General features: G+C 71.5%; 13 protein-coding genes. 6 read left to right on the top strand and 7 right to left on the bottom strand.

Annotated elements, in window-relative coordinates; all coding sequences use genetic code 11:
• Positions 1-24 precede the first annotated feature (24 nt).
• Entirely contained in the window at positions 25-1,554 is a 1,530-nt protein-coding gene (locus ABG085_RS19285) for an MATE family efflux transporter (RefSeq protein ID WP_347977361.1), read from the top strand.
• Between the two features lie 182 nt (positions 1,555-1,736).
• On the opposite strand, the gene ABG085_RS19280 is transcribed toward ABG085_RS19285, so the two are convergent.
• Positions 1,737-2,255: a putative immunity protein gene (locus tag ABG085_RS19280; protein WP_347977360.1), complete on the bottom strand. Its 519-nt coding sequence runs from the start codon at positions 2,253-2,255 to the stop codon at positions 1,737-1,739.
• Positions 2,256-2,388: 133 nt separating this feature from the next.
• On the opposite strand from ABG085_RS19280, the gene ABG085_RS19275 reads away from it, so the two are divergent.
• From ABG085_RS19275 to ABG085_RS19265, 3 genes are all read left to right on the top strand, one after another.
• The gene (locus ABG085_RS19275; protein ID WP_347977359.1) at positions 2,389-2,754 is read left to right on the top strand and encodes a metalloregulator ArsR/SmtB family transcription factor; all 366 of its coding nucleotides are present in this window, start codon (positions 2,389-2,391) and stop codon (positions 2,752-2,754) included.
• The gene (locus ABG085_RS19270; protein ID WP_347977358.1) at positions 2,751-3,821 is read left to right on the top strand and encodes a cation diffusion facilitator family transporter; all 1,071 of its coding nucleotides are present in this window, start codon (positions 2,751-2,753) and stop codon (positions 3,819-3,821) included. Before ABG085_RS19275 ends, ABG085_RS19270 begins: the two co-directional genes overlap by 4 nt.
• 286 nt (positions 3,822-4,107) lie before the next feature.
• Positions 4,108-5,358 carry an alpha/beta fold hydrolase gene (locus tag ABG085_RS19265; RefSeq protein WP_347977357.1) on the top strand — a complete coding sequence of 417 codons (1,251 nt, stop codon included), beginning with the start codon at positions 4,108-4,110 and terminating at the stop codon, positions 5,356-5,358.
• Between the two features lie 264 nt (positions 5,359-5,622).
• Here ABG085_RS19265 and ABG085_RS19260 read toward each other — a convergent pair whose 3' ends face one another.
• From ABG085_RS19260 to ABG085_RS19250, 3 genes are all read right to left on the bottom strand, one after another.
• Positions 5,623-7,908 carry an esterase-like activity of phytase family protein gene (locus ABG085_RS19260; protein WP_347977356.1) on the bottom strand — a complete coding sequence of 762 codons (2,286 nt, stop codon included), beginning with the start codon at positions 7,906-7,908 and terminating at the stop codon, positions 5,623-5,625.
• A gap of 205 nt (positions 7,909-8,113) precedes the next feature.
• Positions 8,114-8,590: an ATP-dependent endonuclease gene (locus tag ABG085_RS19255; RefSeq protein WP_347977355.1), complete on the bottom strand. Its 477-nt coding sequence runs from the start codon at positions 8,588-8,590 to the stop codon at positions 8,114-8,116.
• Positions 8,587-9,507: a LysR family transcriptional regulator gene (locus ABG085_RS19250; protein WP_347977354.1), complete on the bottom strand. Its 921-nt coding sequence runs from the start codon at positions 9,505-9,507 to the stop codon at positions 8,587-8,589. Before ABG085_RS19250 ends, ABG085_RS19255 begins: the two co-directional genes overlap by 4 nt.
• 127 nt (positions 9,508-9,634) lie before the next feature.
• Here ABG085_RS19250 and ABG085_RS19245 point away from each other — a divergent pair, with 127 nt between their 5' ends.
• Complete coding sequence (locus tag ABG085_RS19245) at positions 9,635-10,570, top strand: aldo/keto reductase (RefSeq protein ID WP_347977353.1); 936 nt, start codon at positions 9,635-9,637, stop codon at positions 10,568-10,570.
• Between the two features lie 62 nt (positions 10,571-10,632).
• On the opposite strand, the gene ABG085_RS19240 is transcribed toward ABG085_RS19245, so the two are convergent.
• Positions 10,633-11,316 (bottom strand): type 1 glutamine amidotransferase domain-containing protein, encoded by a 684-nt coding sequence (locus ABG085_RS19240; RefSeq protein ID WP_347977352.1) that lies wholly within the window; start codon positions 11,314-11,316, stop codon positions 10,633-10,635.
• A 117-nt stretch (positions 11,317-11,433) separates the two neighbouring features.
• Between ABG085_RS19240 and ABG085_RS19235 the strand changes: the two genes are divergently transcribed.
• Positions 11,434-12,333, top strand: a complete 900-nt coding sequence (locus ABG085_RS19235) for a LysR family transcriptional regulator (protein WP_347977351.1) — start codon at positions 11,434-11,436, stop codon at positions 12,331-12,333.
• A 75-nt stretch (positions 12,334-12,408) separates the two neighbouring features.
• On the opposite strand, the gene ABG085_RS19230 is transcribed toward ABG085_RS19235, so the two are convergent.
• Together ABG085_RS19230 and ABG085_RS19225 are read right to left on the bottom strand one after the other, a co-directional pair.
• Complete coding sequence (locus ABG085_RS19230) at positions 12,409-12,588, bottom strand: CsbD family protein (protein WP_347977350.1); 180 nt, start codon at positions 12,586-12,588, stop codon at positions 12,409-12,411.
• A gap of 38 nt (positions 12,589-12,626) precedes the next feature.
• Positions 12,627-13,328 (bottom strand): hypothetical protein, encoded by a 702-nt coding sequence (locus tag ABG085_RS19225; RefSeq protein ID WP_347977349.1) that lies wholly within the window; start codon positions 13,326-13,328, stop codon positions 12,627-12,629.
• Between the last annotated feature and the right edge of the window lie 16 nt (positions 13,329-13,344).

The following is a 13,344-nucleotide window of genomic DNA, read 5'->3' as shown; positions in this document are numbered from 1 at the left end:
CCTTCTCCTTCGAGAGCCGCCTTCATGACCACCGCCCTGACGACGGGCCGCCCGTGGCGCGTCATCGTCGTGTTCGCCGTCCCCCTGCTCATCGGCAACGTCGTGCAGCAGCTGTATCAGTTCGTCGATGCCGTCGTCGTCGGGCGCCATCTCGGCGTCGACGCGCTCGCCGCGGTCGGCGCGACGGGCAGCATGCTGTTCCTGCTGCTGGGGTTCGCGTGGGGCCTCACCTCCGGCTTCGCGATCCCCACCGCGCAGGCGTTCGGCGCACGCGACTACGCGGCGGTGCGTCGCTCGGTCGCGGTGGGCACCATCCTCACCGGCGTGTGCACGCTGCTGCTCACCGTCGGTGCACCGCTGCTCGCCGGCCCGCTGCTGGTGCTGCTGCGGACTCCCGTCGAGCTCATGGACGACGCCGTCGTCTTCGCCCAGATCAGCTTCCTCGGCGCCGGCGCGATGATGTTCTTCAACTACCTCTCGGCGATCATCCGCGCGATCGGCGACTCCCGCACGCCGCTCGTCTTCCTCACGCTGGCGTGCGGCCTGAACGTCGTCCTGGTGATCCTCATGGTCGGCCCGCTCGGCTGGGGCGTCGGCGGCGCCGCGCTCGCCACCGTCGTCTCACAGGCCATCTCGGTGCTGCTGTGCCTCGAGTTCGTCCGTCGACGGATGCCGGTGCTCCATGTGCGACGCACCGACTGGCGTGTCCGCCGCGCAGAGATCGCCGAGCACCTGCGCCTCGGGCTTCCGATGGGCTTCCAGGCCTCGATCATCGCGATCGGGACGCTGTCGGTGCAGGTCGCCCTCAACGGCCTCGGCGCGGACGCGGTCGCCGCCTACACCGCGGCGTCCCGCGTCGATGGCCTCGCCGTCGCGCTGCTGCAGTCGCTGGGACTCGCGGTGTCGATGTTCGTCGCGCAGAACCATGGCGGCGGGCGGCCCGACCGCATCCGCCGTGGCGTCACCCAGGCGACGTGGATGACGGTCGCCGCTGCGATCGTGCTCGGGGCGCTCCTCATCGCGTTCGGCGCGGTGCTGGTGCAGCTGTTCGTCGGTGAGGGGTCGGGCGAGGTCGTGGGGATGGCGGCGCAGATGCTCGCGATCAACGGGGCGACGTACTGGATCCTCGGCATCCTGTTCGTGCTCCGCGGTGCGCTGCAGGGGCTCGGCCACGCCCTCATCCCCACCGTCACCGGTGTGATCGAGCTCGTCATGCGCGTCGGCGCGGCCGTCGTGCTGGGCGGGATCTTCGGCTTCATCGGCGTGGCCGCGAGCAATCCGCTCGCGTGGCTCGGCGCCGTCGTGGTGCTCGTGCCCGCCTACCTCGTGGCGCACCGCCAGCTCGCGACGGCCGCCGTGTCGCCGATGGTGATGACGCCGACGACGCCGATCGCGGTCATCGGTCCGACCGACGGCTCGATGGTCGTCGACGCCGTGGTCACGCAGCCGATCGTGCTGCCGACCGCGGCGCAGACGGCGACGCCGACTCCCCCGCGCCGCCGGCGCAGGACTCTGCGCGCGGCCGAGCGCGAACGGCGCAGCGCCCGCGGCTGAGCCCGGCCCCGGTTTCGGCCCGCGTGGAACCCGGGTTTCGCGGCCGGCGTCCATGGTTTCGTCGAGACCGGGGATTTCCGTCGAGCCAGGGGGCGGTGCTCTCGGTCTCGGCGCAGATCCCCTGTCTCGGTGCGGGCGTGAGCGCGAGCACTGGTGCAGTGCGGGGGTGCGCGCCGGTGCGGTCAGTCGTCGAAGACGTTCCAGCAGATCGGGCTGCGGAGGCGCTGGTCGTCGAGCACCAGCTCGCGGATCTCCTCCGGCAGCTGCGCGCGCTGCCAGTCTCGTTCCGCCAGGCGCGCCGCGTCCGCCTCACTGCCGGGGACGGATGCCACCACCGCCCGGATCGCGTACGCCGCGGCACCGAGCTCATGCGCTGCCACGTGCGCCACGGCGACGGCTTGCCCGGCCGCGAGGGCGGCGAACTTCGCAGGATCGGGCAGACCCTTGCCCGCGGCGTTCGCGACGAACGCCCGCTGGTGAGCCTCTTTCATCGGAACCTCGCCGCGGATCCAGGCGCGGCCAAGCTCGATGGCATCGCGCGGGCGGCTGTCGCCCGGCTGCTCCCTCTCGAACAATGGCAGCACGCGCTCGGCGCACTGCGCCGCCCACTCCGCGAGCAGACGGTGGTCGTCGTCGGTAAGGGTGCCGCCTCGCCGGATCGTGGTGAACCGCGGATCGCGCTCGGTGGGAAGGATCGGCATGCTGCCTAGCTTCGCACCCGCGCCCGCTGACCGGCCTCCCTCAGCGCCCGGCTCAATTCATCCTCGCGGAGCGCCCTGCCCGCGAGGCGCAGGCGGGCGTGCGTTGTTATCGCGATCGACGTAGTATCTGCGTATGAGTGCAGATAAGCAGGGATGCGGATACGCGGTCGACAGCAGCTTCGTCGAACTCGCGGTGGAGGTGTTCGCGATGCTGGCAGACGCCACGCGCGTGCGCATCGTCCTTGCCTTGCAGGACGCCGGCGAACTGTCCGTGAACCACCTCGCCGACATCGTCGACAAGTCGCCGGCCGCGGTCTCGCAGCATCTCGCGAAGCTCCGGCTCGCGCGCATCGTCTCGACGCGGCAGGAGGGGCAGCGGGTGTTCTACCGGCTCGAGAACGAGCACGCCTCGCGCCTCGTCGCCGACGCGATCCACCAGGCCGAGCACTCGCTCGGCGGCACGCCCCGCCATCACCACGCCGACAAGGTCGCCGAATGAGCGCGCAGGCCGCGGGGCATCCCGACCACGGCCACGGCCATGCCCACGGCGACCACGGCCACGACCACGGCCACGGCGACCATGGACACTCCCATCCCACGGGGCTGCGCGGCATCCTGCACGAGCTGTTCGTTCCGCATTCGCACGATGCGGCCGAGGCGATCGACGACGCGATGGAGGCCAGCTCGGCCGGTGTCCGCGCGCTGAAGATCAGCCTCGTGATCCTGCTCGCCACCACCGTGCTGCAGGCGATCGTCGTCGCGTTCAGCGGGTCGGTCGCGCTCCTCGCCGACACGGTCCACAACCTCTCCGACGCCCTCACGGCCGTGCCGCTGTGGATCGCGTTCGTGCTCGGCCGGCGCGCGGCATCCCGTCGCTACACCTACGGGCTCGGACGCGCCGAAGACCTGGCGGGGCTGTTCATCGTGTTCGTCGTCGCGCTCTCGGCGATCGTGGCAGCCTGGCAGGCGATCGATCGGATGCTGCACCCGCAGCCGCTCCACAACCTCGGGTGGGTGATCGCCGCGGGTGTCATCGGGTTCGCCGGCAACGAGATCGTCGCCGTGTATCGCATCCGCGTGGGCAAGCGCATCGGGTCGGCCGCGCTCGTGGCGGACGGTGTGCACGCCCGCACCGACGGCTTCACGTCGCTCGCGGTGGTGCTGGGAGGCATCGGGGTGCTCCTCGGCTTCCCCCTCGCCGACCCGATCGTGGGCCTGATCATCGCCGCGGCGATCTTCGTGCTGCTCATCGGCACCGTGCGCAGCGTCGGGCGTCGCCTTCTCGACGGCGTCGAGCCCGAGCTCGTGGACCGCACCGAGCACGCGCTGGAACACGTCGCCGGCGTGGCGCGGATCGACCGCGTCCGCCTCCGCTGGGTCGGACACCGCCTCCAGGGCGACGCGCTCATCGCCGTCACCGCGGACGCCGACGCCGAGGCGATCGCCCTCGACGCCGAGCGGAGCGTGCGCGCGCACCTCCGCAACGTCGACGACTTCGTCGTCACCGCACACACCGCGGCGCCGTCCACCGGAGGTCCGCTGCGCGACACGGCGCCCTCGCCCTAGCTCCACACGCGGCTGGTTCAGGGGTCGCAACACGCCGCAACGCCTGGGGCGTTGCCGCGTGTCACGACAACCGGATAGCGGCGCTGGTTCGGCGGTCGCGAAACGCCGTGTCCCGCCCAACGTCACGGCGCGTCGTGACCCCCGAGCGGCGGCGCCAACGTCCGGACATCGCGTGGCCGTGGGCCGTGCCCCCGAGCAGCGGCGTCAACGACCGGCCATCGCGTTGCCGTGGGCTGTGCCCCGAGCAGCCCACGCCGCGTCGGCGGCAGCACCTAGGCTCGGACACATGCCCGTGACGACGCGCCGGATGCAGGACCTGACCATCGACGACCACACCCTCACCGTCCCACTGGTGTGGGGCGATCCGGCGGATGGCCGGACGATCGACATCCACGCCGCCGTGGTCACGCGCGAGGGCGGCGGCGACCTCCCCTACCTGGTGTTCCTGCAGGGCGGGCCGGGGCACGAGGCGCCGCGCGCGTTCCATTCGCCGGCCGCGCCGTCGTGGCTGGACGAGGCGCTCGAGCACCACCGGGTCGTGCTGCTCGATCAGCGCGGCACCGGACTGTCGACGCCCGTCAGCGACCGCGACCTCGAGCGCGGCACGACCGAGCTCGCCGAGTACATCACGCACCTGCGCGCCGATGCGATCGTGCGCGACTGCGAGGCCGTGCGTGCTGAGCTGGGCGCCGAGCGGTGGAGCGTGCTGGGGCAGTCCTTCGGCGGGTTCACGACCCTGGCTTATCTGTCGACGGATGCCGCGTCCCTCGAGCACGTCTACATCACCGGCGGACTGAGCGCCGTGGGGCGGCATCCCGACGATGTCTACGCCCTCACGTACGACAAGATGCGCGAGGCGTCCGAGCGCTACTACCGGCGCTTCCCCGCGCACCGCGACGCGATGCGGCGGATCGTCGACCTCGCCGACGCGGGCGCGCTCGTGCTGCCCGACGGTGAGGTGGCCTCGGTCTCCCGCGTGCGCTCCGCGGGCTCGGCGCTCGGCACCAACGAGGGGTGGCAGAAGCTCTGGAGCCTGCTCGAACTGGAGCCCCACACCAACGCCTTCCGCCACGACCTCGCCGCGGCGATGCCGTTCGACGCGCGCAACCCGCTGTACTACGTCTTCCACGAGTCCAGCTATGCCGACGGCTACGCCACCGAGTGGTCGGCGGAGCGCACCGAGCCCGACGACTTCCGCGACGACCCGACCCTCTTCACCGGCGAGCACGTGCGCCGCGAGTGGGCCGACACTGTGCCCGGATTCCAGCCCTGGCGCGACGTGACGCTCGAACTCGCCGGGTTCGCGTGGCCGCGGCTCTACGACGCGGCCGCGATCGCGGCATCCGGAGCCCGCGGAGCCGCCGCCGTCTACGCCAACGACCTCTACGTGCCGTTCGAGTTCTCGATGGAGACCGCGCGCCTGCTCCCCGGCGTCACGCCCTGGATCACGAGCGAGCACGAGCACAACGGCCTGCGGTCGGGCGGCGAGGTGCTCGCGCGCCTCATCGACATCGCACACGGGCGTCGCGTGCGCTAACACGGGCGGGAACGGATGCCGCGGACCGGTGCGGCGCGAGTTGGGGCCTCGTCACCCCACCCCGAATTCGCGGTCGTTGAGCGAGGGAGCGCCAGCGACCGAGACGAAACGCGCCGAGCCGCCGGGCGGCGTCGAGTCCGGGGCGTTTCGTCTCTGCGTTTCGACTCGCACGCTCGCTCAAGGACCACGTTCCTCGCGCGCTCAACGAACGAGACGGGCGGAGGATGCCGCAGCATCCCCCGCCCGCCTCGGCGCCCCGAGGGTTCAGCCCGCGAGGGTGACCGTGTCGATGGTCACCGCGGCGATGCCGGGGTGGTCGCTGAAGACGCCGTCCATGCCGGCGCCGATGAACGCCTGGAGCTCGCCGGCGAGGTCGCCGTAGGCGTTCGGGTCGGCGCTCGAGCGGAAGTCGACGGGCAGGAACTGGTTCTCGGCGCGGAACGTCCAGCCGTGCACCGAGAGTCCCGCCGCGTGCGCGTCCGCGATGACCGGGGTGGGCGTGCCGAGGCGGCCGTCGGCCGTGCGCGGGATCATCACGGACTTCTCGAGGCCCACGCCGTCGGCGTAGGTGGCGATCTCGGCGAGCCCGGCCGGGGTCACCAGGTCCTTGTAGGTGCGGGTGTCGCCAGCGAGGGTGAAGTCGTACGGACGACCGGAGTTGCTCACCAGCTGCGCCAGGGTGACGTCGGTCAGGCCGGCGAGGTCGCGCAGGTTGGCGGTCTCGAAGCTCTGCACGATCACGGGCGCGTCCGCGCGGTCCACGCCGTTCGCCTGCAGGGCCGCGACCAGCGGCTCCTCGAGCGAGAGCCCGATCGAGTCGAAGTACGACGGATGCTTCGTCTCGGGGTACACGCCGACCGTGCGGCCGTCGCAGCTGACCGAGTGGCGGGCGAGGTCGATGACCTCGTCGAGCGTCGGGATGACGTACAGCCCGTCGAACGCCGTGTTGGCCGGACGCGTCTGCGGCAGGCGCTCCTTGGCGCGGAGCGTGCGCAGCTCGGCGAAGGTGAAGTCCTCGGTGAACCAGCCGGTGATCGACGTTCCGTCGATGAGCTTCGTCGCCTTGCGTGCGGCGAACTCGGGGCGGGTCGCGACATCCGTCGTCCCGCTGATCTCGTTCTCGTGGCGCGCGACGAGCACGCCGTCCTTGGTCGACACGACGTCGGGCTCGATGTAGTCGGCGCACTGCACGATGGCCGTCTCGTACGCGGCGAGCGTGTGCTCGGGGCGTGACCCGCTCGCGCCGCGGTGGCCGATGAGGCTGACCGTCGACGGCTCGAGCTTGGTCTTGTCGAGGTCGATGATCGCGAACTCGGTGTCGTCGGGCGTGCCGGGGATACGCGCGTCGTTGCCCGGGTAGTTGTTGTCGTTGCCGATGAGGAGGCTGCCGTCCTTCAGCTGCACGACGGTCTCGAACGACTGCACCGGGAGCGAGTAGATCTCGCCCGTGCCGTAGCCGTCACCGGCACCGATGGCGTGGGGGTTGGCGATGCGCAGCGCGTCGAGCACGAGCGTCTTCTCGAGGTAGCCCTCGGCGTCGGTGCGGCGGAGGTCCACCTCGTAGACGCGCTTGGTGACGGACTGCTCGCCCTCGAAGTCGTCGCGCTCGATGAGGATGAGCACGTCATTGCGCACGGTGAACGCGTCGCCGATGACGTTCGGCTCCTGGTCGGTCTGGTAGCTCCAGGTGCGACCGGTGTACTGCCCGGCGCGCGTGTCGAACTCGAGGATCTCGCGGCGGCGCAGGTCCGTGTCGTCGGCGTACGAGCCCTCGACGACGGGGTAGAGGTAGCGTCCGTTGACGGAGGCGGCCAGTGCCTCGAACCCGCGGCTCGAGCGCACGCGCGGGGTCTCGCCCGGCTGCAGGTAGGGGTTCGCCGGCGACTTGGCGCCCTCGAGGGCGTACGGCTTGTCGAGCAGGGTGCCGTCGGCGGCGAAGTGCAGCAGGAACGGCCCGAACTCCTCGCCGACCCAGAACGTGCCGTCCTTGGCCTTGACGACCGACTCGATGTCGAAGTCGCCGCCGGTAAGGAGGCGCTCGGCGGTGCCCTCGTTCACGATCGGGAAGTCGAGGACGCCGTTGCGGTCGTTGTACGAGATGAACCGCTCGATCTGGATCTCGCCCGCGCCGCCTTCGGCTGTCTGCCAGGCCGGACGCACGAGATAGTTGCGCAGCAGGAAGTCGGCGGAGTTGCCCTTGGTGCCGAAGCCGTTGTCGGGCTGTGCCCAGAACGTGCCGTCGCCGTTGTCGATCGCGGCCGAGAATCCGGGGATCACCTGGCCGTCCCAGGGTCCGGTGCGGCCGTTGCCCGGGCTCGCGAGCGCGCCCGAGGCCGGGCCTGACTCGAGGTGGTCGGCCGACAATGTCGCCCGGGCGACGAGCGTCGGCACGTGCGTCTGCACGTACGGCGACTGCGAGGCCGCAGCCGCGGCAGCGGTGGCGGGCTGCGCCGAGGCTGCGGTGGCGGGAAGGAGCGCGACGGCGGTGACCGTCGCTGCTGCCGCGGCTAGAAGGCGCGGCAGGACGCGTCGTGTGGGGATTCGACTCATGCCTCCGACGCAACCGCGGACGCCGCACCGCGCGCTGACCGGGCGGCGACGAGCGTGCGACGACTCGGTGAACGGGCGGCGAGCGGTGCGTGAGAGCGCCCTCATCCTCTGGACGGGTGACGGATGCCGTCGGCGGGTCCGGGGGCGTTTCGTCTCGCTCGTTCCTCGCTCGCTCAACGACCGAACGTTCCTCGCCGCGCGCAGGTCACACGGCGGCGAGGAGGGCCGCGAGCGGCGGCGGTATGCGGTCCAGCGGCACCGCTGCCGCGAGCAGCCCGGCGTAGCGGGCCTTGTTGCCGCTGCGGCCGCCGAAGAAGCGTGCGAGCTGCGCCTCGGCGGGGCGGCCGCGCTGGAACGGCTGGCGCTGCAGGCTGCGGAACGAGGCGAGCTCGCCCTGTTCCGCGATGACCGCCTCGACCCCCTCGACGCCGAGCGCCCGGACGAACTCGGCCTCGAGGTCGGGATCGCACACGAACACCGTGTCGAGCACGCGCTCGAAGTCCGCTCGCTCACCCTGGTCGACGAGCCCGATCAGCCGGGTGCCGGTGAGCTCGGCGGCCACGCGGCGCGCACCCTTCGAGCCGCCCACCACGCGGATCTCCGGCATCCGCATCCCCATCCGTGTCGCCAGCGTCTGCACGGCGATGCGATCGCTCTCGCCCTCCACCAGCACGACGGTCATGCGGCGGCGGCTTCCGCTCGCTCTTCGTCGAGGATCTCGAGCAGGCGCGGGGCGAGCGGCGCGGACGTTCCGACGATCGTCGAGACGATCCACTCCGGTGCATCGTGCGGCACGGCGAGGGGGACGAGGCCGCGCGCCTGCGGCTTGAGCGCGACGTGCTGCGGCACGATCGCGACGCCGAGCCCGCGCGCGACGAGGTCGAGCAGCGTGTGGACGTCGTCGACGCTGCACCCCACGCGCCGCTCGATGCCGTGGCGCAGGAAGGCGCCGTCGTTGATGCTGCGCAGCGCCCAGGCGGGCCGGAAGTCCACGAAGTCGGTGTCGCGCAGGTCTTTCCATCGCACGGCCGGCCGCTCGGCGAGCCGGTGACCGGGCGGCACCAGCAGCACGAGGGGCAGGCGCGCCAGCTCCTCGACGGCCAGCGCGGGGGCGGGATCGGCCCCGGCGACGAAGGCGACGTCGAGCTCGCCGGTCTCGACGAGTTCGACGAGCTGGTGCGATCCGGCTTGCACGAATTGGATATCGACACCGGGGTGACGGCGATGGAACCGCTCGAGCAGCAGGTTGACGTCCACCGCCCCGAGGCACTGCTCCGCGCCCACCCGCAGCGATCCGGCGAGCTGCTGCGACGCGCGCACCACGGCATCGCGAGCGGCCGCGGTCTGCGCCAGGATCTCGCGCGCGTGGGGAAGCAGCGCGATCGCCGCCGGTGTGGGCTCGACGGAGCGGGTGGTGCGCTCGAAGAGCTTCGCGCCGAGCTCCTGCTCGAGCCGGCGGATCGCGGCCGACAGGCCCGACTGCGAGACGCGGCAGCGCTCGGCGGCGCGCGTGAAGTGCCTCTCGTCGGCGAGGGTGACCAGGTACTCGAGCTGGCGGTGCTCCATGAGACCTCCTGCGGCGCGGGATGCGGCATCCATTCGCGGTGATTCTCAATCACACAACATACAGTTGTTGGACTTCTTTGTCGCCGGTGCTTAGCGTGGAGCCGCAGAACGGGGCCGACCGCGCGCGGTCGGCCCGCACACCCGAAGCGAGAGCAGACCCATGAAGACCATCGAACTCACCGGCGTCGAGCGCCCGGCACCGAACGTGGTGCTCGGCCTGATGCGCATCCAGGACCTCGACGACGACGCCGTGCGCACCCTCGTCGGCACCGCCCGCGATGCCGGCATCGACTTCTTCGACCACGCCGATGTATACGGCCGCGGCCTGCACGGCTGCGAGCGCCGCTTCGCCGAGGCGATGCAGCTCACGGCGTCGGAGCGCGCCCAGATCACGATCCAGACGAAGGCCGGCATCGTGGGCGAGGGGCCGTACTTCGACTTCTCGTACGAGCACATCGTCACGGCCGTCGAGGGGTCGCTGCGTGCGCTCGAGACCGACTACATCGACATCCTGCTGCTGCACCGGCCCGATGCCCTCGTCGAGCCCGACGAGGTGGCGCGGGCGTTCGACGAGCTCGAGGCGGCCGGCAAGGTGCGGGCGTTCGGCGTCTCGAACCACACCCCGGGCCAGATCGATCTGCTCAGGAAGTCGGTGCGTCAGCCGATCGTGGCGAACCAGATCCAGCTCTCGATCACGCACGCCCCGGCGATCGCGCAGGGCGTCGCCGCCAACATGCAGGGCGAGGGTCAATCCCTCACGCTCGACGGCGGCGGGATCGTGGACTACTGCCGCCTGCACGACATCGCCATCCAGGCCTGGTCACCGTTCCAGGCCGGCTTCTTCAACGGCGTCTTCCTCGGCTCGCCCGACTACCCCGAGCTCAACGCCGTGATCGATCGCCTCGCGGCGGCGTACGACGTGCCCGCCATCGCGATCGCCGTCGCCTGGATCACCCGCCACCCGGCGCTGATGCAGGTGGTGCTCGGCACGACGACCCCCGAGCGCGTCCGTGCGGCCGCGGACGGCTCCGACCTGCGTCTCACGCGCGCCGAGTGGTACGAGCTGTTCCGCGCGGCGGGTTACCGCGTGCCCTGACCAGCGGAGGCGCAGACGCGCGAAAGGAGACGGATGCCGCGGCCCGCGGCATCCGTCTTCCGTCAGCGCCCGGCGAGCACCTCGACGAGACGTTCTGCGGTCGCGACGCTCGACTGCGGGTTCTGGCCGCTCACGAACGAGCCGTCGCTGACGACCGTGACAGACCACGGCTCGCCCGGCTCGACGACGGCGCCGAGGTCGCGCAGGCGCGACTCCACGAGGTAGGGCGAGCCGTCGCCGAGTCCGCCCTGACGCTCCTCCTCGTCGGTGAAGACCGCGAGCCGGCGCCGGGCGAAGGCGAACGACCCGTCCGCCCGCACGGCGCTGAGCAGCCCGGCGGGGCCGTGGCACAGCACGCCCACGACCGCGTCCCGATCGACCGCGTCCACGAGCAGCCGACCGAGGTCGGCATCGAAAGCGAGGTCCACCATCGGCCCGTGGCCGCCCGGCAGGGCGATCGCGTCGTACTCCCCGTCCGCCACGTCGGCGAGATCGCGCGGGTGCGCCAGCAGTCCGTCGATCGAGGCGAGGTAGTCGGTCAGCGGTGCGCTGTCGCCGGAGAGGCTGCCGGGATCGACCGTCGGCCGAACGCCGCCCGGAGTCGCGATGTCGACGTCGTGTCCGGCGGCGACGAGTCCCCGGTGCAGCTCGACGAGCTCCTCCGCCCAGAACCCGGTCGGGTGCGCCGTGCCGTCCGTGAGGACGATGGCGTCCGCGCCGGTGACCGCCATGAGTACGTGTGCCATGTCTGTCTCTCCTGTTCGTCGACTCGGGCGAGCCGCTGAGGAAGGGAACGAGGCACCCATCGCTCCCATTTCCTATGCTGTGTAGCAGTCATAGATTTCTTGATGGGTGGATGCCGCATGCAAGAGCTCGATCTGCTGCACACGTTCGTCGAGGTGCACCGCGCCGGCTCGATCACCGCAGCCGCGACGCGCCTGGGAATCAGTCAGCCGTCAGTCAGCGAGCGCATCGCCCGGCTCGAAGGTGAGCTGGGCACGCCGCTGTTCACGAGGTCGGCGCGTGGCGTGACCCCGACGCCCGCCGGCGACGCGCTCGCCATGCGCGTGGCAGCACCGGTCGACAGCCTGCGCGCGGTGTGGACGGCGCCGGCGCCCGGTCCGGTCGAGACGGTGCGGGTGGGAGGAGCGAGCGACGTCATCGCGCTCCGGGTGGTCCCTGCGCTGGCGCCGCTCACCAGCTCGGGCGTGCGCGTCGAGTTCGGCCTCGGTCTCGCGCACGAGCTGCTCGCCCGGCTCGCGGACGGCGACCTCGACCTCGTCGTGTCGTCGGTGCGGACGCCGCTGCGCGGCATCCGCTATCGCGGCCTCGTCGACGAGGAGTTCGTGCTGGTGGGGGCGCCGTCGCTCGCGCGGACCATCGACCGCGCGCGTCTCGCCGCCGACCCCGCGAGCGCCCTGCAGCACCTGCCGCTCGTCGCGTACGACGCCGACCTCTCGATCGTGCGGCGCTACTGGCGCAGCCAGTTCGGGCACCGGCCGGCCAACACGGTGGCGATCACGGTGCCCGATCTGCGGGCCGTGCTCGCGGCGGTGGTGGCTGCGGCCGGTATCTCGGCGCTGCCGCGCTACCTCGTCGAACCGGCGATCGGCGCAGGCACCGTGGAGGTGCTGCACCGCGCGGACGAGGCGCCCATCAACACGCTGCACCTGGCGATCCGGGCAGGCGACCCACCGACGCCCGCGACCACGCAGGTGATCGATGTGCTCGTCGAACGCGCGCGCGACTGGGATGTCTTCTGAGTCCGTCCGCGGTTCGCCGCCCGGACACGGCGGTGCCCCGGATCCGCCGGGGATCCGGGGCACCGTCGCGGCGGATCACCGATCGTCGGTGAACGCGTCCTTCACGTCCTGGCCGGCTTTCTTCATCTTGGCGCTGGCCTGGTCGCCTACGCCCTCAGCCTGCAGGCGCTCGTTGTCGGTCGCGTCACCGACCGCCTCCTTCGCCTTGCCCTTCATGTCTTCAGCGTTGTGCTTGATGTCATCGTCCAGACCCATGGAGGATCTCCCTTCTTGTGGTGGATAGAGGTTGAGTTTCAGACCCGGTCGTCGCCGAAGCCGGCCCGGTCGACGCGGCGGTGGTAGCGCATGCCGGTCGCGCCACCGAGGATCGCCGCGATGAGCGTGATCACAGCGGCGCCGATGGCGGTGAGGATGCCGGTCCACGTCGCGGTCTCGGCGGTCACCGGGATGCGCGGGAAGATGTCGACGTTCGCCAGGATGTCCCACTGGGAACCCGCGATCGCCGTCACGACGGCGACGAGGATGGCGATCGCGATGGCCCAGAGCCAGACCGCCAGACCCTGCTTCGCCCCGCTCAGCCGGGCCATGCGTCCCGCGACATATCCGCCGGCGAAGTAGGCGACGAACAGCACGACCGCGATGGCGATCGCGCCGATGATGGTGGCCGCCGTCATGTTCTGGTCGGCGGCGTCGACGGCGTCCTCGACGGTCTCCGGCGAGGCAAGACCCGTCGCCGCGCCGATCGCGGCCACGACAGCGGTCAGCGCCACGAGGGCGCCCAAGGCGGTGAGCCAGCCGAAGAAAGCGGCGCCGAACTTGATGCCGCCGAAACGCTCGTGCTCACGCGCGACGACGGTCTCGCGGAGGGACGCGTCGTTGCGGTCGGTCACGACTTCGCGGCGGTCGGCCACGCCGTCGTGATCGAGGTCGGTATCGGTGCGCCGCGGGGCCAGCGGCTCCGTCGGGCGTGCACCTCGGGTGTCGTCCGTGCTCATGCAGCGACGTTAGGCG

It is taken from the genome of Microbacterium sp. ProA8 (assembly GCF_039905635.1).
In the GTDB taxonomy this organism is placed as follows: Bacteria; Actinomycetota; Actinomycetes; order Actinomycetales; family Microbacteriaceae; genus Microbacterium; species Microbacterium chionoecetis.
Note: the sequence above shows the minus strand (reverse complement) of the source record. Positions and strands in the feature narration are given on the sequence as shown.

Bases quoted from the DNA above. Each gene is read 5' to 3' on its own strand.
- ABG085_RS19285 (WP_347977361.1), top strand. From the start codon at position 25: ATGACCACCGCCCTGACGACGGGCCGCCCGTGGCGCGTCATCGTCGTG.
- ABG085_RS19280 (WP_347977360.1), bottom strand. From the start codon at position 2,255: ATGCCGATCCTTCCCACCGAGCGCGATCCGCGGTTCACCACGATCCGG.
- ABG085_RS19275 (WP_347977359.1), top strand. From the start codon at position 2,389: ATGAGTGCAGATAAGCAGGGATGCGGATACGCGGTCGACAGCAGCTTC.
- ABG085_RS19270 (WP_347977358.1), top strand. From the start codon at position 2,751: ATGAGCGCGCAGGCCGCGGGGCATCCCGACCACGGCCACGGCCATGCC.
- ABG085_RS19265 (WP_347977357.1), top strand. From the start codon at position 4,108: ATGCCCGTGACGACGCGCCGGATGCAGGACCTGACCATCGACGACCAC.
- ABG085_RS19260 (WP_347977356.1), bottom strand. From the start codon at position 7,908: ATGAGTCGAATCCCCACACGACGCGTCCTGCCGCGCCTTCTAGCCGCG.
- ABG085_RS19255 (WP_347977355.1), bottom strand. From the start codon at position 8,590: ATGACCGTCGTGCTGGTGGAGGGCGAGAGCGATCGCATCGCCGTGCAG.
- ABG085_RS19250 (WP_347977354.1), bottom strand. From the start codon at position 9,507: ATGGATGCCGCATCCCGCGCCGCAGGAGGTCTCATGGAGCACCGCCAG.
- ABG085_RS19245 (WP_347977353.1), top strand. From the start codon at position 9,635: ATGAAGACCATCGAACTCACCGGCGTCGAGCGCCCGGCACCGAACGTG.
- ABG085_RS19240 (WP_347977352.1), bottom strand. From the start codon at position 11,316: ATGGCACACGTACTCATGGCGGTCACCGGCGCGGACGCCATCGTCCTC.
- ABG085_RS19235 (WP_347977351.1), top strand. From the start codon at position 11,434: ATGCAAGAGCTCGATCTGCTGCACACGTTCGTCGAGGTGCACCGCGCC.
- ABG085_RS19230 (WP_347977350.1), bottom strand. From the start codon at position 12,588: ATGGGTCTGGACGATGACATCAAGCACAACGCTGAAGACATGAAGGGC.
- ABG085_RS19225 (WP_347977349.1), bottom strand. From the start codon at position 13,328: ATGAGCACGGACGACACCCGAGGTGCACGCCCGACGGAGCCGCTGGCC.